This window comes from Xanthomonas hortorum pv. cynarae (assembly GCF_002939985.1).
GTDB lineage: Bacteria > Pseudomonadota > Gammaproteobacteria > Xanthomonadales > Xanthomonadaceae > Xanthomonas > Xanthomonas hortorum_D.
This window is the reverse complement of sequence record NZ_MDFM01000007.1, coordinates 53,057-74,313: the sequence shown is the minus strand read 5'-3', so window position 1 is coordinate 74,313 and position 21,257 is coordinate 53,057. Positions and strand designations below refer to the sequence as shown.

At 65.7% G+C, this 21,257-nt stretch carries 15 protein-coding genes and 1 pseudogene; 8 read left to right on the top strand and 8 right to left on the bottom strand.

The genetic code is table 11. The annotated features are described in order from the left end of the window. The first annotated feature begins 30 nt into the window (after positions 1–30). Positions 31–1,035 carry a class I fructose-bisphosphate aldolase gene (locus XcyCFBP4188_RS06725; protein WP_006451416.1) on the top strand — a complete coding sequence of 335 codons (1,005 nt, stop codon included), beginning with the start codon at positions 31–33 and terminating at the stop codon, positions 1,033–1,035. Between the two features lie 246 nt (positions 1,036–1,281). Here XcyCFBP4188_RS06725 and XcyCFBP4188_RS06720 read toward each other — a convergent pair whose 3' ends face one another. From XcyCFBP4188_RS06720 to cobA, 4 genes are all read right to left on the bottom strand, one after another. Beyond that, positions 1,282–1,821 carry an O-acetyl-ADP-ribose deacetylase gene (locus XcyCFBP4188_RS06720; protein WP_006451417.1) on the bottom strand — a complete coding sequence of 180 codons (540 nt, stop codon included), beginning with the start codon at positions 1,819–1,821 and terminating at the stop codon, positions 1,282–1,284. A 208-nt stretch (positions 1,822–2,029) separates the two neighbouring features. Then, entirely contained in the window at positions 2,030–2,536 is a 507-nt protein-coding gene (locus XcyCFBP4188_RS06715; protein ID WP_043909502.1) for a methyltransferase family protein, read from the bottom strand. Positions 2,537–2,788: 252 nt separating this feature from the next. After that, complete coding sequence (gene cysK, locus XcyCFBP4188_RS06710) at positions 2,789–3,748, bottom strand: cysteine synthase A (RefSeq protein WP_006451419.1); 960 nt, start codon at positions 3,746–3,748, stop codon at positions 2,789–2,791. 16 nt (positions 3,749–3,764) lie between these two features. Next, positions 3,765–4,970: a uroporphyrinogen-III C-methyltransferase gene (cobA, locus tag XcyCFBP4188_RS06705; protein ID WP_074066026.1), complete on the bottom strand. Its 1,206-nt coding sequence runs from the start codon at positions 4,968–4,970 to the stop codon at positions 3,765–3,767. Positions 4,971–5,132: 162 nt separating this feature from the next. Here cobA and XcyCFBP4188_RS06700 point away from each other — a divergent pair, with 162 nt between their 5' ends. Beyond that, entirely contained in the window at positions 5,133–6,116 is a 984-nt protein-coding gene (locus XcyCFBP4188_RS06700; RefSeq protein ID WP_104591825.1) for a LysR family transcriptional regulator, read from the top strand. Positions 6,117–6,971: 855 nt separating this feature from the next. Beyond that, a complete protein-coding gene (locus XcyCFBP4188_RS06690) occupies positions 6,972–7,253 on the top strand; it encodes a hypothetical protein (RefSeq protein ID WP_043889865.1) in 282 nt (93 codons plus the stop codon). A 463-nt stretch (positions 7,254–7,716) separates the two neighbouring features. Here XcyCFBP4188_RS06690 and XcyCFBP4188_RS06680 read toward each other — a convergent pair whose 3' ends face one another. Then, on the bottom strand, positions 7,717–8,910 hold the full coding sequence (locus XcyCFBP4188_RS06680; RefSeq protein ID WP_006452711.1) for a sensor histidine kinase: 1,194 nt from the start codon (positions 8,908–8,910) through the stop codon (positions 7,717–7,719). A gap of 330 nt (positions 8,911–9,240) precedes the next feature. On the opposite strand from XcyCFBP4188_RS06680, the gene XcyCFBP4188_RS06675 reads away from it, so the two are divergent. The 3 genes and pseudogenes from XcyCFBP4188_RS06675 (at position 9,241) to XcyCFBP4188_RS06665 (ending at position 13,586) form a co-directional block, all read left to right on the top strand. Further along, positions 9,241–9,678, top strand: coding sequence for a DUF2946 family protein (locus XcyCFBP4188_RS06675; protein WP_006452710.1), 438 nt, complete (start codon positions 9,241–9,243; stop codon positions 9,676–9,678). A gap of 195 nt (positions 9,679–9,873) precedes the next feature. Beyond that, positions 9,874–11,874, top strand: a pseudogene (locus XcyCFBP4188_RS06670) (TonB-dependent receptor). Then, positions 11,874–13,586 carry a PepSY-associated TM helix domain-containing protein gene (locus tag XcyCFBP4188_RS06665; RefSeq protein ID WP_104591824.1) on the top strand — a complete coding sequence of 571 codons (1,713 nt, stop codon included), beginning with the start codon at positions 11,874–11,876 and terminating at the stop codon, positions 13,584–13,586. Before XcyCFBP4188_RS06670 ends, XcyCFBP4188_RS06665 begins: the two are co-directional and overlap by 1 nt. Before the next feature lie 137 nt (positions 13,587–13,723). Here the strand turns inward: XcyCFBP4188_RS06665 and XcyCFBP4188_RS06660 are convergent, their stop codons facing one another. The 3 genes from XcyCFBP4188_RS06660 to XcyCFBP4188_RS06650 form a co-directional block, all read right to left on the bottom strand. Then, a complete protein-coding gene (locus tag XcyCFBP4188_RS06660; RefSeq protein WP_023904953.1) occupies positions 13,724–14,449 on the bottom strand; it encodes a phosphoadenylyl-sulfate reductase in 726 nt (241 codons plus the stop codon). Further along, positions 14,446–16,167 carry an assimilatory sulfite reductase (NADPH) hemoprotein subunit gene (cysI, locus tag XcyCFBP4188_RS06655; RefSeq protein WP_104591823.1) on the bottom strand — a complete coding sequence of 574 codons (1,722 nt, stop codon included), beginning with the start codon at positions 16,165–16,167 and terminating at the stop codon, positions 14,446–14,448. Before cysI ends, XcyCFBP4188_RS06660 begins: the two co-directional genes overlap by 4 nt. Positions 16,168–16,272: 105 nt before the next feature. Continuing rightward, positions 16,273–18,120 (bottom strand): assimilatory sulfite reductase (NADPH) flavoprotein subunit, encoded by a 1,848-nt coding sequence (locus tag XcyCFBP4188_RS06650; protein ID WP_006450706.1) that lies wholly within the window; start codon positions 18,118–18,120, stop codon positions 16,273–16,275. A gap of 178 nt (positions 18,121–18,298) precedes the next feature. On the opposite strand from XcyCFBP4188_RS06650, the gene cysD reads away from it, so the two are divergent. Both cysD and cysN read left to right on the top strand, forming a co-directional pair. Then, a complete protein-coding gene (cysD, locus tag XcyCFBP4188_RS06645; RefSeq protein ID WP_006450707.1) occupies positions 18,299–19,207 on the top strand; it encodes a sulfate adenylyltransferase subunit CysD in 909 nt (302 codons plus the stop codon). A gap of 59 nt (positions 19,208–19,266) precedes the next feature. Continuing rightward, the gene (gene cysN / locus XcyCFBP4188_RS06640) at positions 19,267–21,183 is read left to right on the top strand and encodes a sulfate adenylyltransferase subunit CysN (protein ID WP_172839274.1); all 1,917 of its coding nucleotides are present in this window, start codon (positions 19,267–19,269) and stop codon (positions 21,181–21,183) included. The last annotated feature ends 74 nt before the right edge of the window (positions 21,184–21,257 follow it).

Below are 21,257 nucleotides of genomic sequence, written 5' to 3'. Positions count from 1 at the left end.
GTTCTCCCCCGCAGCTGCCACAGGAACTACATGAGCATCGAACAGCTTGCCGAAACCGCCCAGGCCATGGTCGCCCCGGGCAAGGGCATCATCGCCATCGACGAATCGACCAGCACGATCGCCAAGCGTTTTGCCAGCGTCGGCATCGAGAACATCGAAGAAAACCGTCGCGCATATCGCGAACTGCTGCTGACCACGCCCAAGCTGAGCGATTACATCTCCGGCGCCATCCTGTTCGACGAGACCATCCGTCAGAAGACCAAGGACGGCGTGCCGTTCGCCGAGTACATGACCGCCCACGGCATCATTCCGGGCATCAAGGTCGACAAGGGTGCGCAGCCGCTGGCCGGCATGCCGGGCGAGCTGGTCACCGAAGGTCTGGACGGGCTGCGCGCACGTCTGGAGGAGTACTACACGCTGGGCGCGCGTTTCGCCAAGTGGCGTGCGGTCATCAACATCGGCGAAGACATCCCGTCCGGCACCTGCATCGAGGCCAATTCGCATGCGCTGGCGCGTTACGCCGCGCTGTGCCAGGAACAGGGCCTGGTGCCGATGGTCGAGCCGGAAGTGATCATGGACGGCAGCCACGACATCGAGACCTGCTACGAAGTCACCGAAGCGACGCTGCGTTCGCTGTTCGGCGCACTGTATGAGCAGAATGTCGTGCTCGAAGGCACCATCCTGAAGGCCTCGATGGTCATCTCCGGCAAGGGCTGCGAAGAGCAGGCCGGCATCGAAGAAGTGGCCGAGTCCACCGTGATGTGCCTGAAGTCGACCGTGCCGGCGATCCTGCCGGGCATCGTGTTCCTGTCCGGCGGCCAGAGCGACGAGCAGTCCACCGCGCACCTCAACGAGATGCACCAGCTCGGCAATCTGCCGTGGCCGCTGAGCTTCTCCTACGGCCGTGCGATGCAGCAGGCCGCACTGAAGCTGTGGGCCAAGGACATGACCGGCAACTTCGCCAAGGCGCAGCAGATCATCTATGAGCGCGCCAAGGAAAACGGTCTGGCCGCGCTGGGCAAGTGGAAGGGTTGATCGGTTGACGACGGCTGCAAGACCGTCGCATCGCTAAGACGAAACGCCGGCAGCAATGCCGGCGTTTTTGTTTGCCTCGATCAAGAGCGATAGCGCTGATCGGGCGCGAGGCCGGGCCACACCGTCATACCGCACTGAAGTCGTTGAAAGACTGTCGGCGCCAGTGATGGCGCTGCACGTCAGTCGCCTTGTCAAAACGCAACGAGCGCCTCGCGGCGCTCGTCACTTCAATCTTTGCATCGCGCCTCAGGCGGCCGCAGTTTCCTGGGCAGCCAATGCCTGCTGATATGCCTTGAAGGTTGCCTCGTTGTAGGCCACCAGCACGATGTGCTTGGGCACCTTGTGCGAGCGCTGCCAGTCGCGTGTCTCGGTCACGGCGATGCGTGCGGCCTGATACAACGGGTATCCATAGATGCCGCAACTGATCGCCGGAAAGGCGATCGAATGCAGCATCATCTGCTCGGCAAGTTTCAATGACTGCCAGTAGCAATTGGCGAGTTGTTCCGGCTCGTTGTGCTTGCCGTCGCGCCACACCGGGCCGACGGTATGAAACACATGCCGTGCCTTCAAATCGAAGCCGTCGGTGATGCGGATTTCGCCGGTGGGGCAGCGCACGCCCGGACGCATTTGCGGCAATGCTTCGCAGGCTTCCAGCAAACGCGGGCCGGCGGCACGATGGATGGCCCCATCGACGCCACTGCCGCCCAACAATGTTTCGTTGGCGGCGTTGACGATGACGTCAACGTCGAGTTCGGTGATGTCGCCTTGCCAGACTTCGATCTTCATAGCGCGATAGTTAAGGGATTTGCATGAGGAACGCGTGATGGGACGCGCGTTGCGGAATGGGCACGCTATCGCCCATTCATCTCACCTGCTGCGACTGCCCGGCGCGCGTACGTCGATGCCGCGCGTCGATGGCATGCCGCAACTGTGCGAACGTGCCGATGCGATCGATTGGGTCAATCGCCACGCAGATGTCACCGACAATCGAGAGCTACAACCAGCGCCGCACGCGCGCGCAATAGGCGCTGTAATGGCGGCCGAATTCACTACGCAAGCGCGCTTCTTCGAACGGGATGACGTAGAGCTGCAAGGCCAGCCATGGCAGCGGCAACAACGCAACTGCCCACAGCAAACCCAGCTGCAGACATAGGCCGATGTAGCTCAGCACCAGCGCCAGATACATCGGGTTGCGGGTGAAGCGATACGGGCCGTCCAGCACCAGCCGCGAGGGATGACCGCTGGGCATGATGGTGGTGCGCTGGCGCGCGAACAGGATGAAGCAGCTCACCGCCAGCGCCAGCCCGAGACCGGCGATGCCGCCGCCGGCCAGTTCGATCCACGCCAACAGGGGTGGCGCAGGTACTGGCAGATCCAACGCGCTTTGCAGCCAGGCACCCAGGCCCAATGCCAGCGCGAAGTGAGCAGGCGAGGTGATCTTGACCAGCCATGGCGCCCGCGATGCGCGGGTGTCGCTGTGTCCGTACGGCCGGTTGTTCACCACGTTTCTCCCTGCATCACGGCCGCCATCCTAACGTTTCCTTGACATGGACGGGAGTGCGCGGGTGCCGTAGTGCGAGCTGCTCCGCACACAGCGATCTACAAAAGCTTGGCGATGTCCGAGGTATCTGCGGCACCATGCGATTGCATGACGCAATCGCATGCCGGGGAAGGCGAGGCCGATGACTGGATCGACCACAAACAAAAAGGCCGCGCTGTGGGCGCGGCCTTGTATGCAGACACAACGCGGCGATCAGGGCAGACCGGCCAACCAATCGTCGTCGGAGCCCTCGTTGATGTCGGCGAACAGCGGTGTGGAAAAATACCGCTCGCCGGTATCGGGCAGCATTGCCAGGATGACGGCGCCGGGCACCGCGCTTTCGGCCACGCGCAATGCAGTGGCGACGGTGGCGCCGCCGGAGATGCCGGTGAAGATGCCTTCCTCGGCGGCCAGGCGACGGGCCACAGTGATCCCATCGGTGTCTTCCACGCTCAGGACTTCATGCGCGACATCGCGATTGAGCACTTCCGGCACGAAGTCCGGGGTCCAGCCCTGGATCTTGTGCGGCTTCCAGTCCTGGCCCTGCAGCAATGCGGCGCCAGCCGGCTCGGTGGCAGTGATGCGCACTTCCGGGCGGGCCACGCGCAGCACTTCGCCCACGCCGGTGAGGGTGCCGCCGGTGCCCCAGCCGGTGACGAAATGGTCCAGCCGGTGGCCGGCGAAGTCGCGCAGGATTTCGGCCGCAGTGGTGTTGCGGTGATAGGCCGGATTGGCCGGGTTGGCGAACTGGCTGGCCAGGAACCAGCCGTGCTGCTCGGCCAGTTCCTTGGCCTTGCGCACCATGCCGCTGCCGCGCTCGGCGGCCGGGGTCAGGATGACCTTGGCGCCATACGCGCGCATCAATTTGCGGCGCTCGATGGAGAAGGTTTCCACCATGGTGGCGACGAACTTGTAGCCGCGTGCGGCGGCCACCATTGCCAGCGCCACGCCGGTATTGCCGGAGGTGGCCTCGACAATGGTGTCGCCGGGCTTGAGCAGGCCGCGCTGCTCGGCGTCCAGAACGATCGCCAGCGCCAGCCGGTCCTTGACCGAGCCGCCCGGATTGAACGCCTCGACCTTGACGTACAGGGTCACGTGCTCGGGCGCGAGTCGATGGAGCTTGACCACCGGGGTACGGCCGATGGTGTCGAGAATGTTGTCGTACAGGGCCATGGGGTCTCCGTCGGAATCAGGCTGCGTGGGCGAGTGTGGGCGCGTCGGGCGTTGCGATGGGTGAGTGCGGGGGCGGCCGGGCGGTCAACGGCGGTGCGCCGAACCAGTGCAGGCTGGCGGCCAGCCCGGCGACCTCGCCCAGGATCAGCAAGGCCGGTGCGCGCACGGCGTGCTGCTGCGCGGTGGCGGCCAGGCTGGCGAGGGTGCCGGTGATCACGCGTTGCTGCGGGCGCGAGCCGTTTTCCACCAGCGCGAATGGCGTGGCGGGCGCGCGGCCGGCCTGCAACAGGCGTTGCTGGATGCTGTCCAGGCCTGCCACACCCATGTAGAAGGCCAGGGTCTGGCGTTCCTGGCCGAGCGCCTGCCAGTCCAGCGTGTCCAGCGAATCCTTGCAGTGCGCGGTGATCAGCCGCAGCGATTGCGCGTGGTCGCGGTGGGTGAGCGGAATGCCGGCATAAGCGGCGCAAGCTATCGCGGCGGTGATGCCGGGAATGACCTGAAAAGCGATGCCGTGGTCGCGCAGGAATTCCAGCTCCTCGCCGCCACGGCCGAACACAAACGGGTCGCCACCTTTCAGCCGCACCACGCGGCGCCCGGCGCGGGCGTGCTCCAGCATCAGCGCGTGGATCTGCTCCTGGCGGGTGCTGTGGCCTTGTGCGGCTTTGCCCACTTCCACGCGCAGTGCGTCGCGCCGGGCCAGTTGCAGGATCTGCGGGCTGACCAGGCGATCGTAGAGCACCACGTCCGCCTGGCGCAGCGCGCGCAACGCATGCCGGGTGAGCAGGCCGGGATCGCCCGGGCCGGCGCCGACCAGGGTCACGCTGCCGGGGGCCAGCGTGCCGACTGCGCTACGGGGCGTGGGCGAGGCTGCGGGTGCCGCTGCTGAAGCGGCCGGGGTAGCGTCTTGCGTGAGCAGGCGGCGCGCGGTCGCCGCAGCGCGCAACGCGTCGTTGAGTCCGGCTGTCGCGCTGGCGGCGATGGTCAGCCAGACCGGTTGGTCGGGCAGTTCCAGCCACGCCGGGTCGAACCCGCCCAACAGCCAGCGCACCTGCCCGGCCTGCACCCAGTTGCGCAATTGCATAGTGAGTTCCGGTGCACCCACCAACGGCAGCGCGCCGGCCTGCAGCAGCCCGGCGGTGGCGCGCTCGGCATCGGCGTCGCCGCCGACCACCAGGACGGCACGGCCACGCAGGTCGGCAATGAGCGGGAACACAGGGGGCACGGCAGGGGCATCGAGAAGGGAGGGCCAGACCGTAACGCCGGCATATAGCCGTCGGAAATGACTTCATACATCCTGAAAATAGCGTTCGGTTATAAGCTGGCCCATAGAACTCCTCTACAGTCGAGTCCCTGTGGCGCCTCGCGCTTTTTTGGATATAAGCCCATGACGCTGACCCAACTTCGTTATCTGGTCGCCATCGCCGATGCCGAGCTGAACATCACGCTGGCCGCCGCGCGTGTGCATGCTACCCAGCCCGGTCTGTCCAAGCAGCTCAAACAGCTGGAGGACGAACTGGGCTTTCTGTTGTTCGTGCGCAAGGGGCGCAGCCTGGATGCGGTCACGCCGGCGGGCGTGGAAGTGATCGAGCGTGCGCGTTCGGTGCTGTCGGAAGCCAATAACATCCGCACCTATGCGGCCAACCAGCGCCGCGAGAGCCAGGGCCAGCTGACCCTGACCACCACCCATACCCAGGCGCGCTTCGTGCTGCCGCCGGCGGTGGCGCAGATCAAGCACGCCTACCCGCAGGTGAGCGTGCATCTGCAGCAGGCCGCCGAAAGCGCGGCGCTGGATCTGCTCAGCCAGGGCGATGCGGATATTGCGGTGGTCAGCACCGCCGGTGGCGAGCCGAGTGCCGGGATTGCGGTGCCGCTGTATCGCTGGCGTCGGCTGGTGATCGTGCCGCGCGGTCATCCGCTGGATCAGGCGCGCACCGCGCCGGACATGCAGGCGCTGTCGCAATACCCGTTGATCAGTTACGAGTCGTCCACGCGGCCAGGTTCGTCGTTGCAGCGGGCATTTGCGCAGGTCGGGCTGGAGCCAAGCATCGCGCTGACCGCGCTGGATGCGGACCTGATCAAGACCTATGTGCGTGCCGGCCTGGGCGTTGGTCTGGTGGCGGAGATGGCGGTCAGCGCCAACGATGAGGATCTGCGCGCCTGGCCAGCGCCGGCGCCCATTGCCGATTGCATCGCCTGGGCGGTGCTGCCGCGCGACCGCGTGTTGCGCGATTACGCGCTGGATCTGGTGCATGTGCTGGCGCCGCAGATCGACAAGCGCGATCTGCGGCGCGTGCTGGATGGCAACCAGGCGCCGAACTGGCCGCTGCCGCCGACCTGGGGGTCGCTGACCCAGACCATTACCAGCTGAGCGGCTGGCGACGGCCGCAGGAGCGCTGGTTGAGCGGCTATCGAAGGCTGCATGTTTGCCGGATCGATGCGATGCATGTTCTGCAGGAAAGCGAAGGTATTACCTGCCGATCAGCGGCCGCGTACAGGCCAATCCCGCACCCACCGTCTGCCGGTTTTGTGAGAGTGCTTCGGTCACTGAGGGGCGCTTGCGCGCGTACCAGCGTGGGACACGCCGCAAGTACGTCCATGTAGGCTTTTACGCGGCATCCATGCCGCGTAAGGTCCCATGCCGGTACGCGCGCAAGCACCACCAGGTGTTGTCGGTGGTTGAAGGAGAAACGGTGTCTGGTTCACTGGCCCTTCTTCGAATCATGACCTCACAATGGCGAAACGATGGATTGATGCCAACCACATCGACTGCAGAAATCTCCTGTGGAACCCGCAAGCATTATGCCTACCTGAAATCATTGCTTGCCCATCAGCTGCAGTGAAGAGTGGAGGCGTGGTGCCGTATCCGGGTGCGGGACCGTGTGGCGGCATGGATGCCGCCACCGAGCCTACATGGACGTACTTGCGGCGTGTCCCGCTCCCGGATGCGGCACCGCGCATCGACTATCGCCGCTCACGGCGCCTGCCAGTTTTACGCGAATGCTCCGGTCACTAATGGCGCTTGCATGCGTAACCAGCATGAGACACACCGCAAGTACGTCCACGTCGCAACCGTGCAACTGCATCATGCTGGCGGTCGGTATTCGGAATCGGTAGGGACTGTTCGTACACTGCGGTCTGCGCGCGGGGTGTACCGATTCCGGTTTGCTGCGCGCGCGCGATCCCTGTTCGCCACTGTGAGGCGCTGCAACCGATGACCGAGCGATTGACCGAGCCACTGCGTCCGCCTCTCAGCCGGCTGTGGTCGCCCGACCAGGACGGCGGCATGTCGTTGCAGCTGTCGGCCAACGTCGACGGCCGCGAGCATGCGTTGCTGACGGTACTGGCCGACCCGCACGACGAAGCGTTATGGGTGGCAGTGCAGGCCGGCGACACCCAGGTGCAGATTCCGCTGGCGGTGCTGCGTCAGCTGTTGGAGGTCGCAGCCGAAGAGGTGCATTCGGCCGAGTGGTTTGCGCGGCAGGATGCGGCCGAACCTGAGCTTTGACGGCCTCATCCGTTGCACGCGTGGTTGCCCTGGATGCTGCACTGCAACGCAAGTGGTTGCGAAAAATCTCAATGCGATCAACAGCCTGCGCGCAGGCTTGCACTTACCCGGAAACACGCTGTCAGTGATTCTCCCTACATGTGTCAGGGCCGCCGGATCGGCGTCATCGGTCCGTATCAAGTTGCGCGCTGCGCTGTCGTAAATCCTTATAGCAACCATAACGCGACACTTTCGGACGTCTAGGGGTGGACGGCGCAGGACCGGCGATGCAGTGATCGCATGGCCGGTGTGTTTGGCGGTGTCGTCGAGAGGTTGCCAGCGCTGTCGCATCACCATTGCGCGAGGCTGCGCGATGGCGCGGCTGGCGCACCCTGGTCCCTGGGGAGAGACCTGGCGTGCTTGGCGGCGGATTCGGGTCGGGAGCCCGGGTCCGCCTTTTTTTATGCGCGACGCACTGCCGCGCTCAGGCCAGCGGGATGCGTACCGAGAAACAGGTGCCGCCTGCCGGGCGCGGGCGCACATCCACCTCGCAGTCCAGGGTTTCGGCAGTGCGGTGCACGATCCATAGACCGATGCCCAGCCCTTCGCTGTTCGGGTCGGCCTGGCGAAACGCCTGGAACACCTGTTCGGGGTGGTCCAGGTTCAGGCCGATGCCGCTGTCGATGATTTCCACCACGGCATAGCCGGGGCGGCGGCGCACGCCGACCAGTACGCGTCCGCGTTCGGTGTACTTGACCGCGTTGCCGACCAGGTTGCCGATCAGCGTGGTCAGCAGCGTGGCGTGGCTGCGCACGCGCAGCGAAGTGGGCACGTGGCGCAAGGCCAGGCATTTGTCGCTCGCCGGTTGCCGCCACACGCCGAGGACCGCGTGCAGCACGTCTTCCAGTGCCAGCGGCTGCAGATCCGGGGTGGAGCTCTTGCTCGCGGCGGCCAGTGTGGCCAGTTCGTCGAGGCTGCGTGCCACCACGCCGATCGCATCGCGTGCGGTGACCAGGGTGGGAACGGAATCGACATTGGCGTGCCGGCGCATCTTGTCGATGGCATAGGCCGCAGTGCGCAGCGGGGTTTTCAGGTCGTGCCCGGCGATCGCCATCAGTCGGCTGCGATAGCGGTCGGACTCTTCGGCAGTCTGCAGCGCGCGGCGCAGTTCCAGCTGCGCCATGGTCTGGCGTGCCAGTGCGCGCAGCGCTTCGACCTGTTCGTCAGTGAGTTGACGCGGTTGCCGGTCCAGCACGCAGACCGTGCCCAGCGACAGGCCTTCGCTGGTCTTGAGCAACGCACCGGCATAAAACCGCAGTGGCACCTCGCCGGTGACCAGCGGGTTGCGTGCAAAGCGGATGTCTTCGCGCGTGTCGGGCACTACCAGCACGTCGTTGTCGAGCAGCGCATGCGCGCACATCGACTTGAACAGCGGCGTCTCGCGCTCGCCCATGCCGCGCTCGCTCTTGAACCATTGGCGGTCGGCATCCACCAGGCTGATCAGCGCGATCGGGGTCTGGCAGATGATCGAGGCCAACCTGGTGATGTCTTCGAATGCCGCCTCGCGCGGCGTATCGAGAATGCCGTAGCTGCGCAGCGCCTGCAGGCGCAACGCTTCGCTCGCTGGTTTGGGCGCGCAGGGAAGGGGCTCAGCCGCTGGATCGAACAAGACGCTCATGCGCGCGCAGAATTAATTGGATAAGCGACAAGCATAGGGCATGGCAGGGGCTGGCATGTGGGTGCAATCACGCTCGTGGCTGGAACTGTGACTGCCGGCCCCGACAGTGGAGGGGCGGCGTTTTGGTTTGTTTGCGATGTCGTGACGCAAATTGCGCGGTGTGTTGCGGCTGAGCAACGATCAGTACGAAGGGGTTGCGACGACCCAAGGATGCGACATCAGGGTGCGACATCAGGGTGCGACATCAGGGTGCGACATCAGGGTGCGACATCCGGTCGCGCACCGGCCGCAAGCATCGCCGCGCGGTAGGCGGCGGTTTACACTCGCGCGATGCGTTCGTTCCGTCATCACCGTTGGCTGCACCTGCTTGCCTGTCTGGCGGTGGCGCTGATGCTGGTGGCGCCGCTGATCAGCCGGTGGAGCCAGGCGCAGTCGGTCGAACCGATGTGCATGAGCGGGCCTGCATTGGATGCAGGCGGGGCGTCGCACGCAGGCCACCAGGCCATGCCGGCGCAGACTGCCGCGCATCATCACGGCAGCGCCGCGTCGCCAGCCAAGCCTCCAACTGGCGAACACGCTGCCGGCATGCACGGCGAAGCTTGCGATTACTGCGTGCTGGCCGCGCGCCTGCTGCCGTGGCTGGCGCTGCTGGTGCTGTGTCTGCTGCAACTCCGGTCGGCGCCGGCGCCCATGCACACCCATGCACGGGCGTGGTCGGTCGTGCGCTGGGCCGCACTCGGGGCACGTGGGCCGCCGCTGCACGCGTGAGTCTGGTCCCATCGCGGGCGTCCGCTGCGTTGTGTTGATTGCACGCCTGGTTTTCCGGCGTGCCCGCCTGCCGCTGCATGGACGGCCCGCTTTCCTGAAGTGATGCCTGTGCCCGCTGCTATGCCGCGGCGCATGGCGGTGTTGCCGTGCCGGCACGGCGAAGGGTTGGTCATGCGTCTGCGGTTCTTGAAAACGATGTGGTATGCGCCGTCGTTGGCGTTGGTGTGGTGGCCTGCCTGCCAGGTGCAGGCACAGGATGCGGCGTTGACGCTGGGCAAGGTGCAGGTGAGCCAGACCCAGCGCAGCCCGAACACGGCACGCGTACTGAGTTCGGTGGATGTGATCGGCGGCGAGCTGCTGCACGATCAACACGTGGATTACAGCTGGGAGCTGCTGATGCGCGCGCCGGGTGTGCAGGTCACCCAGTTCCGCATGGGCACCGATGCGGGGCGGTTCTCGTTCCGTGGCTTCAACGGCGAGGGACGGATCAATGCAGTGAAGCTGCTGATCGACGGCATCCCCAGCAACGACAATGCCGGTGGCATGCCGTATCTGGACGCGGTGTTTCCGCAGGACATCAGCGCGATCGAGATCGTGCGTGGTACCAACGATGCGCGCTATGGTCTGAATGCGATTGCCGGCAGCGTGGACGTGCTGACCCGCACCGGCGGTAACGATGGCCGTTTGAGCGTGACGGGCGGCAGCTTCGGTGCGCGCGAGGTGCAGCTGGGCAAGGGCTTCGAACATGGCGCATGGAGCCAGAACTATGTACTGGCGTGGCGCGATTCCGATGGCTATCGCGACCATGCCGAGGCGCGTAAGCGCAGCGTGGCCGGCAAGTGGTTCTACACCGACCCGGATGGTGCGTTCCGTGCCGGGCTCACCACGCGGTACTACGACAATCACGCGCTGGAAGCGGGTTATCTGGATGCGGCAAGCGCACGCGCTGCGCCGCGCAGTTCGCCGGACTATGCACAGGACGATCGCAGCGAACGGCAGGTGCGGCAGACCGCGTTGCATGCGGACGGCACGCTGGGCGCCGATGCGCAGTGGAGTGCAAAGGCCTATCAAAACGACTATCGCAATCGGCGTTGGGTGCGGTTTTCCGCAGCCGGCCTGCAGCAAGAACGCGATACCGACGAAACCCATCGCGGCCTGCTGTTGCGTGGCAACTGGCAGCCGGATTGGGGCGCGCTGAGCGCCAACCTGGAAGCCGGTGTGGATGCGCAGTGGCAGGACAACCAGTCGCAGCGTTACCGCACCGTGGCACGCGTGCGCGGCGCGCAATTGCGCGATTGGGATTACGACCTGCGCACACGCGGATCTTATGTGCAGGCGGTGCTGACACCGATCGAGCGCCTGCAGGTGGTGCCGGGCTATCGCATCGATCGCGTCGATGGGCAGCTGCACGATGTGCGCACCGGCATTTACGCGCCCACCTACGACTACGGCACCATCAAGCAGCCCAAGTTCAGCGCCAGCTATCGGCTTGTCGGGCAGAGCAGCATGTACGCCAACTGGGGCCGCAGCTTCCAGATCGGCAGCGGCGATGGCGCGTATCGTCGCCAGCCCGGCAACCTGGGTCCATCGATCAACGATGGCTGGGAGGCCGGTTTCAAGTTCGCCCCGTCGGCGGTGATGGACGGGCGCCTGGCGTATTGGGAGCAACGCGCGTCCGGTGAAGTCGCCACCATTCTGGGAGTGAACGGCGTGGCCGGTGTCGGCGATGTGGCCAACGTGGGGCGCACGCTGCGGCGCGGCTGGGATGCGCAACTGAATCTGCAGCCGGCCGAACACTGGCGGGCCTGGCTGTCGTATTCGCGGCAGAAGGCGAGCATCGCCACGCCCGACCCGAGCGCGCCGGCCACGCGCGGCAAGGAGATCTAAAACGTGCCGCATTGGCTGGCGACTGCCGGGCTGGAATGGCAGCTCACTTCGGCCGTGCAGCTGAGCGCCTGGGGCAATGCGCAAGGCGATTATTATCTGGAGCGCAGCAATACGCTGGGCCGCACCGGTGGTTATGCCCTGCTCAATCTGGGCGCGCGCTGGAACGTGGATGCGCGCAATGCGCTCAGCCTGCAGCTGCGCAACGTGACCGATCGTGCGTATGTGTACGCGTGGTACGACACCGGAAGTTCCGGTTATTCGCCGGGCGATGGGCGTGCGTTGTCGCTGTCGTGGGATTGGAGCTTCTGATGCGCGTATCGACTGCTCAGGGTGCTGGTGCCGAGCTGCGTCAGGACAGCCGCTGGCGCTTCTATCGTGCGGTGTGGCGCTGGCATTTCTATGCCGGCTTACTGGTGCTGCCTTTCATCATCTGGCTGGCGCTGACCGGTGCGGCGTTTCTGTATCAGGACGCGATCGATCGCAGCGTGCACCATGGGTTGAAGGTCGTGCCGGTGGGCGCGCTGCGCGTGTCTGCGCAGCACCTGGTCGATGCGGCGCAGCGCAGCGATGGCGGCACCTTGTTCCGTTACACCACGCCGAGTCGTGCCGATGCCAGCGCCGAGATCGGGTTGGTCGATGCGCACGGCATGCGGCACGTGGTCTATGTCGATCCGTACCGCGCACGCGTGCTGGGCACGCTGCCCGAGCATGGCACCCTGGGCTGGACGATTCGTCGGCTGCACAGCCTGGAGTTGATCGGGCCGCTTGCGCGCGGGTTGATCGAAATGGCGGCCGGCTGGGCGATCGTGCTGGTGCTGACCGGTGTGTATCTGTGGTGGCCGCGCGGGCGTCGCGGCGGGGTGGTCAGCGTGCGCGGCAAGCCGGCGCAACGGCTGTTCTGGCGCGATCTGCATGCGGTCACCGGGGCGAGTGTGGGCGCGGTGTTGCTGTTTCTGGCGCTGACCGGCATGCCGTGGTCGTGGCTGTGGGGCGCGCAGGTCAATCGCTGGGTCAATGGGCAGGATTTCGGGTATCCGGCTGGGCTGCGGGTACAGCAGCCGATGTCGCAGCAGCGGTTGACCGAGACGACCGATCCGGCGTGGTCGTTGCGGCAGGCGCGCGTGCCGGAGTCTGTTGTGCCTGGGCGTGGAGGTGTTGCGCGGCATGAGCAGGCGGGCGGGTTGAAGGTGAGTGCAGTGCGTGCTGCCGACCCTCACCCCAACCCCCGCTCCGCGCCCCGGCCCGCGCTAGCAGCGCGGGCGCTCCAAGGCACGCGCGCCAGTGGCGCGCAAGCCGTGCCTTCTCGCCCCGCGGGGAGAGGGGCTAGTCAGCGTGCTTCTGATGCAAATCCTGTAGAGCACTCAGAGCAAATAGGCATGCCGGGGGACTCACAGCACTCAAGCCACTCGGCGCAACACGCGCACTCGACGGACAGCGAGCACGCGGCTCACGGTGGCACCGGCACCGGCACCGGCAGCGTCGCTGCGCCCGGTCATGCTGCGATAGGGCTGGATGCGGCGATGGCGCGCTTCGATGCACTCGGCATCGTGCCGGGCTACAGCATCTCGCCGCCGCGTGGCGCTACCGGCGTGTACACCGCCTCGGTGTATCCGGCCGACCTGCAACGGCAGCGCGTGATCCATCTGGATCAGTACAGCGGTGCGGTGCTGCTGGACATGACTTATCGCGATTACGGGCCGGTGGGACGCGCGCTGGAATGGGGCATCAACGTGCACCTGGGCCAGCAGTACGGCACTGCCAATCAGTTGATCCTGTTGCTGGCGTGCGCGGCGATCGTGTTGTTGTGCGTGAGCGCTGCGGTGATGTGGTGGAAGCGTCGCCCGGCCGGCGGGCTGGGCGTGCCGCCGCTGCCAGCCGAACCACGCACGCTGCGCGGTTTGATGCTGCTGCTGGTGATCTGCGGGCTGATCTTCCCGTTGGTCGGACTCTCGTTGCTGCTGATGTGGCTGTTTGATCGCTACTGGATGCAGCGCGATCAAACTGGCGTCGCAGCGCCATGAGGGTCGGCATGTCTGCGGCTGCATCGCGCTGAGCATTCGCTACGGCGAGGCCTTACTTCTTGGGATGGCCAGCAGAAACATTCAGCGCGCCACAGCGCTTGAAATTACCGCGAAGAAATGACGACGTGGTGTAGTGCTCAGATGTCCTCGTGAATGCCGCACTCGCGCTTCAATCCGAAGAAGCGCGTGTCTTCTTCGCGCATGCCCGGTTCCCAGCGGCGCGTGGTGTGGAAGTCGCCGATCGACACGTAGCCTTGCTCCCACAGTGGGTGATACGGCAGATCGTGCGCCTGCAGGTATTGCCACACGTCGCGATCGGTCCAGTCGGCGATCGGGCTGACCTTGTAGCGCTCGCCGCGCTTTTGCACGATCGGCGTCTGCGCGCGGCCGCCGGACTGGCTGCGGCGCAGGCCGGTGAACCAGGTGCCCACATTGAGCTCGTCCAATGCGCGCCGCATCGGCTCGACCTTGCGCAGGTTGTTGTACTGGTCGATGCCGACCATGCCCTGTTCCCACAGGCGACCGTGGCGCGCTTCCATCCAGGCACGGCTGACCAACGGGCGATACACCTTGAGATTGAGCTTGAGCCGGTCGGCCAGCGCGTCGGCAAACCGGTAGGTTTCCGGGAACAGGTAACCGGTGTCGATCAGGATCACCGGAATGTCCGGGCGCTGCTGGGTGAGCAGGTGCAGGGTGACTGCCGACTGCGCGCCGAAACTGGAGGACAGCGCCGCGTCCTGCGGGCCGTGTTGCAGTGCCCAGGCCACGCGCTCGTCGGCACGCAGGCCTTCCAGCTGCGCGTTGAGCGCGTCCAGGTCGTCCAGCGCGGAAGGTGCGATCGATGCAGCAGGCAGCGCGGTCATGCGAGCAATTCCAGGTCGAGGTGACGGTGGGTGGGGTAGGGCGGCAGGGCGATCAGGCCGCTGCGATGCAGGAAATCGCCGAAGCCTTCGTCGCCGGCCTGGTCGCGTTCGGCCGCATAGCGCGCCAGCAGCGGTTCCAGCGCGGCGAGGATGTCCGCCTCGGTGATGTTTTCGCGATACAGCGTGTTCAGACGCTGGCCACGGCGATCGCCGCCCAGCATCAGGTTGTAGCGACCGGGCGCTTTGCCCACCAACGCGATCTCGGCCAGATAGGGGCGCGAGCAGCCGTTGGGGCAACCGGACAGGCGCAGCACGATCGGGGTGTCGGCCAGTCCGTGCTGTTCCAGCAACGGTTGCAAGGCGGCGCTGAAGTCGGGCAGATACCGCTCGGCCTCGGCCATCGCCAGGCCGCAGGTGGGCAGCGACACGCAGGCCATCGCGCCGCGTGCCAGTGCGGTGGGCGCGCGGTTGCCGGCATCCAGGCCGTACTGCGCAACCAAGGCATCGACGCGCGCGCGCTCGCTGGCCAGCACACCGGCGATGACCAGATTCTGGTTGGGCGTCATGCGAAACTCGCCGACGTTCAATTGCGCAATCGCACGCAGGCCGCTCAGGTGCGCAGCGCTTTCGGTATCGGCGATGCGCCCGGCCGGCAGCGAGAGAGTCAGATGCCACAGCCCGTCTTCGCCTTCGACCCAGCCGTAGCGATCGCCGTTATGCTCGAAGGCGAACCGCTGCGCCGGCTGCAGCGCGAAACCGGCGCGGCGTTCGATCTCGGCCACGATGGTGTCCAGACCATGATCGTCGATGGTGTATTTGAAGCGTGCGCGTTTGCGCACTGCGCGATTGCCGAAGTCGCGCTGCGTGGTGACCACGGCGGTTGCGAGATCAAGCAACTGATCGCGGGTGACAAACCCAATGACATTGGCCACGCGCGGCCAGGTTTCCGCATCGCCATGGCTGGCGCCCATGCCGCCGCCGATGCTGACGTTGTAGCCGAGCAATTGGCCCTCGCGCAGGATGGCGATAAAGCCCAGATCGTTGGCGAACACGTCCACATCGTTGAGCGGCGGCGCGGCGAAGCCGATTTTGAATTTACGCGGCAGATAACGGTCGCCGTAGATCGGTTCCTCTTCGCTGCCGGAGCCGGAGACGCGCTCTTCGTCCAGCCAGATTTCGTAGTACGCGCGCGTATTCGGCAGCAGATGCTCGGACACGCGCGCAGCATCGGCATACAGCGTGGCGTGCGCCTGCGACAGCAGCGGATTGGCTGCCACTTGCACATTGCGATTCACATCGCCGCAGGCGGCCAGCGTATCGATCAAGGTCGCGTTGATCGCCTGCATGGTCGCCTTGAGTTCGCGCTTGATCACGCCATGGAACTGGAATGCCTGGCGCGTGGTGATGCGCAGCGAATGATTGGCATACCGCGTGGCGATGCCATCCAGCGCCAGCCACTGCGTGGGCGAGATCACCCCACCCGGCGTGCGCGTGCGGATCATGAACTGATACGCCGGCTCAAGCTTCTGGCGACGCCGCTCATCGCGGATATCGCGGTCGTCCTGCTGGTAGCTGCCGTGGTACTTGATCAGGGTCTGATCGTCCTCACGCAACGCACCGGTCACCGCATCGGCCAGACTCTGTTCCAGCGACCCGCGCAGACGACGGCTTTCGGATTTGATGTCTTCGACGGAATGGCTCATGACGGGATTCGGCATTCGTGATTGGGGATTGGCAACACAAGGCAGGCAGTACGACGACAACACAACGACCTCGGGAGCCCGCCGTTACGAATCCCCAATCCCAACTCCCCAATCCCGGCTCTAATAGACATCGCGCGCATACCGCCCCTCCACCTGCAGCTTGGTGAGATACGCCGCTGCGGCTTCGGCATCGAGTGCGCCGTGGGTGGCAACGATGTCGAGCAGGGCGGCGTGCACGTCCTTGCCCATGCCGGTAGCGCCGCACACATACACATGCGCGCCGCCTTGCAACCAGGCGTAGACCTCGGCGCCGCGTGCGCGCAGGCGGTGTTGCACGTAGATTTTTGCGGCCTGGTCGCGCGAGAACGCCACTTCCAATGCATGCAGTTCGCCGCGCTGCAGGGCCTGCTGCCATTCGGCCTGATACAGGAAGTCAGTATTGAAATGCTGGGCGCCGAAGAACAGCCAGTTGCGGCCCTTGGCGCCGGTTTCGGCGCGTTCCTGCACGAAGCCGCGGAACGGTGCCACGCCGGTGCCCGGGCCGATCATCAGGATGTCGCGGTCCGGATTGGCCGGCACACGGAAGCGTTCGTTCGGCTCGATATAGACCGGTGCGGTGTCGCCTTCGCGCAGGGCGGCCAGAAAGCCGCTGGCCGAGCCCAGATGCGCATGGCCGTGCGCCTGGTAGGTGAGTTCGTCCACGACCAGGTGCACTTCCTCGCCCACGCGCTTGCGGCTGGAGGCGATCGAGTACAGGCGTGGGGTGAGCGGACGCAGGGCGGCCAGCAGGCCGCCATGGTCCCAATCCGCCGGCCAGCGTCGCAGCACGTCGATCAACTGGTGATCGGCGAGCAACGACGCCAGGCCGGCAGTCTGGGTCGGGGTGAGCAGCGTCTGCAGCTCCTCGGCGCACGCACGCTCGGCATGTGCGGCCAATAGCGGCCGCGACAGCTTGGTGAGTTCGCGCCGGGTGGCAAGCCACTCGTTCAAGGCCAGAGTCTCTTCGCCGATGGTGACCGCGGCATGACCATCCAGGCGCAGCGTCTGCAGCACTGCATCCACCAGTGCGGGCGGATTGCGATGACGGATGCCCAGCGCATCGCCGGGCTCGTAGCTCAGCCCGCTGCCTTCCAGCGAAAGTTCCAGATGACGCACGCGCTTGCCGGGCAGTGCATAGACGCGAAACTGCGGGCCCTTGAAGTCGCGCCCGCTGATGATCTGGTTGGCCAGCACCTCTGCAGCGAACGGGTGCTGATGCGACCACACTGCTGCGGCCGCGCTGCTGCGCAATGGCGTGATGGTGGCCGAAGGCGGGCCACTCTTGAGGTGCTCGCGTGCGTGCGTGAGTGCCTGCGCACGCCAGGGCGCGGCGACGCTGTCGATATCCAGATCGGCTTCGCCACGCGGCTGCACGCGGCTGCCGCCGAGTTCGGCCAGGCGCTCGTCGATGCGGCGTGCAATGCCGCAAAAATCCGCGTAGCTGGAATCGCCCAGCCCCAGCACCGCGTACTTGAGCTCGGGCAGCTTGGGCGCGCGCCGGCTGGCCAGAAATTCGACCAGCCCGATCGCATCGTCCGGTGGGTCGCCTTCGCCCTGGGTGCTGATCACCACATACAACAAGCGTTCGCTGGCCAACTCGCGAGTGGGGTAGGCGTCGGCGCGCAGCAAGCGCACGCTCAAGCCCGCCGCCTCGGCCTCGGCGGCCAGTTGCTCCGCTTCGCGGCGGGCATTGCCGGTCTGGCTGCCATACAGCACGGTCAGGCGCTGGCTCGCTTGCGCGATCGCGTGGGGCTGCCCGCCCGGCAGGACCGCGAGCGAGCGCGGCGGCTGGCCTTGTGCCAGCCCGGCGGTGTAACCAGACAGCCACCACAGTGACGCAGAATCCAGGCCGTCCACCAACCGTTCCAGCAGCGCCTTGCGCTCGTCGGGCAAGGGGCTGGGCGGTAGCGCGGAACTGGCGGCGGTCATTTGGATCCGGGGGCGTTGATGAGACCAGTGATGTTATGGAAACGTTGCGGCGGCCAGAAAGGATGAGCCGTTATCGCGTTATGCCGGCCGCTTATTTGGGTGCGGGCTGCCTGCGCCACACACTGCGGCGCCTTGCCCTACCATCGGCTGGTCTGCCCGCCGACGCCACGACACCCCGATGACTCTGCAGCCCCTGTCTCACCTCGACCGGCTCGAAGCCGAAAGCATCCACATCCTGCGCGAAGTCGCCGCCGAGTTCCGGGCCCCGGTGATGCTGTATTCGGTGGGCAAGGACAGTTCGGTGCTGCTGCATCTGCTGCTCAAGGCCTTCGCGCCGTCGCCGCCGCCGATTCCGCTGCTGCACGTGGACACGCGCTGGAAGTTCGGCGAGATGATCGCCTTCCGCGACCGCCGTGCGGCCGAGACCGGCGTGGACCTGCGCGTGCACATCAACCCGGACGGCATCGCCCAGGACATCGGCCCGATCAGCCATGGCGCGGCGGTGCACACCGACATCATGAAAACCCAGGGACTGAAGCAGGCGCTGGAGCAGGGCGGCTTCGATGCGGCCATTGGTGGCGCGCGCCGCGACGAGGAGAAATCGCGTGCCAAGGAGCGCGTGTTCTCGTTCCGCAATGCACGACACCGCTGGGACCCCAAGAACCAGCGCCCCGAGTTGTGGAATCTCTACAACGCGCGCACCAAACCGGGCGAAAGCGTGCGCGTGTTTCCGCTCTCCAACTGGACCGAGCTGGATATCTGGCTGTACATCTACCGCGAACACATTCCGGTGGTGCCGCTGTATTTCGCCGCACCGCGCCCGGTGGTGGAGCGCGACGGCGCGTGGATCATGGTCGACGACCATCGCCTGCCGTTGCACGCAGGCGAGACGCCGCAACTACGCTCGGTGCGCTTCCGCACGCTGGGCTGCTATCCGCTGACCGGTGCGATCGAATCCACCGCCGACACGCTGGAAGCGGTGATCGCCGAGATGCTGGTCAGCACCAGCTCCGAGCGCCAGGGCCGCATGATCGATCATGCGCCGGGTGCATCGATGGAGCAGAAAAAGCTTGAGGGGTATTTCTAGTGGGCCGGGAATGGGGAGTCGGGAATGGGGAATCGAAACAGCAGTTCACCGCGCACGGGATGAGGGAGGAGACCGCCGTTGCGATTCCTGATTCCCCACTCCCAAATCCCGGCGCCATCGGCGCCTATCTGCATCAACACGAATCCAAACCGCTGCTGCGCTTCATTACCTGCGGTAGCGTGGACGATGGCAAGAGCACGCTGATCGGGCGCTTGCTGTACGACAGCAAGCGCTTGTTCGACGATCAGCTGGCAGCGCTGGAAAGCGATAGTCGCCGGCATGGCACGCAAGGCGAGGGCATCGATTATGCGTTGTTGATGGATGGCCTGGCCGCCGAGCGCGAGCAGGGCATCACCATCGATGTGGCGTACCGCTATTTCGATACCGACCAGCGCAAGTTCATCGTCGCCGACTGCCCCGGGCATGAGCAGTACACGCGCAATATGGCCACCGGCGCATCCACCGCCGATGTCGCGGTGGTGCTGGTGGATGCGCGTAAGGGATTGTTGGCGCAGACGCGCCGGCACAGTTACATCGTGTCGTTGCTGGGCATCCGGCATGTGGTGCTGGCGGTCAACAAGATGGATCTGGTGGACTACGACGCGCAGGTCTTCGCCGAGATCGCCGATGCCTATCGCGTGCTGGCCGCGCAGCTGGGCATTGCCGATGTGCAGTGCATTCCGCTCTCGGCACTGGATGGCGAAAATCTGTCCAGCGCCTCGACGCGGATGCCGTGGTACGGCGGCCCGCATCTGTTGCAGCATCTCGATACCGTGCAATTGGAGGCGCCGGAAGCAGGCAGCGGGTTCCGCTTGCCGGTGCAGTGGGTCAATCGTCCCAACCAGCATTTCCGTGGCTATGCCGGCACCATTGCGGCCGGGCAGGTGCGGGTTGGCGATGCCGTGGTGGTGGTCCTCTCCGGGCGGCGCACGCAGGTGGCATCGGTGCTGGATGCCAATGGCGACGTGGACAGCGCACGCGCCGGCCAGGCGGTCACCCTGACCTTGCACGACGAGATCGATATCAGCCGTGGCGGCATCATCGCCGCGGTCGACGACCCGCCGGAAGTGGCCGACCAGTTCGCCGCGCACCTGCTGTGGATGGACGATGCCGCGTTGCTGCCGGGCCGCCCGTACTGGCTCAAGATCGGCACGCGCACGGTCACCGCGAGCATCAGCGAGATCAAGCACAAGGTCGATGTGAACACGCAGGAACGGCTGGCCGCCAAGCGGCTGGAGCTCAATGAGGTGGGTTATTGCAATCTGGCGCTGGACGAGCCGATTGCGTTCTCGCCGTATGCGCGCAACCGCGTGCTGGGCGGCTTCATCCTGATCGACCGGCAGAGTAATGCCACCGTAGCCGCCGGCACGCTGGAGTTTGCGCTACGCCGCGCCGGCAACGTGCACTGGCAGCATCTGGACGTGGATCGCGCCGCGCGTGCGCGCATCAAGGGCCAGACCCCGCGCGTGCTGTGGTTCACCGGCTTGTCGGGCGCAGGCAAATCCACCGTTGCCAATCTGGTCGACAAGCGCCTGCACGCGCTGGGCTATCACACCTTCATCCTGGACGGCGACAACGTGCGCCACGGGCTCAACCGCGATCTGGGCTTTACCGACGAAGACCGCGTGGAAAACATCCGCCGCGTGGCCGAGGTGGCGCGCTTGATGGCCGATGCCGGCCTGATCGTGCTGGTGAGCTTCATCTCGCCGTTCCGCGCCGAGCGGCAGCTGGCGCGCGAGCGCTTCGACCAGGGTGAATTCGTCGAAGTGTTTGTGGACGTTCCACTCGCGGTCGCCGAGGCGCGCGATGTGAAGGGGCTGTACCGCAAGGCGCGGGCCGGGCAGATTCCCAACTTCACCGGCATCGATTCGCCCTATGAGGCGCCGGAGTCGCCGGAGGTCCATCTTCACGCCGATGGTGAGAATGTAGAGGCGCTGGCGCGCCATGTGCTCGAGTTTCTTGAACTGGAACGTTGACCAGCGCATCGCGCTGACGACGGCAAGGGTCTTTGGTCATGGTGCAAAGCACGCCTTTCTGTCAACACCCTGGC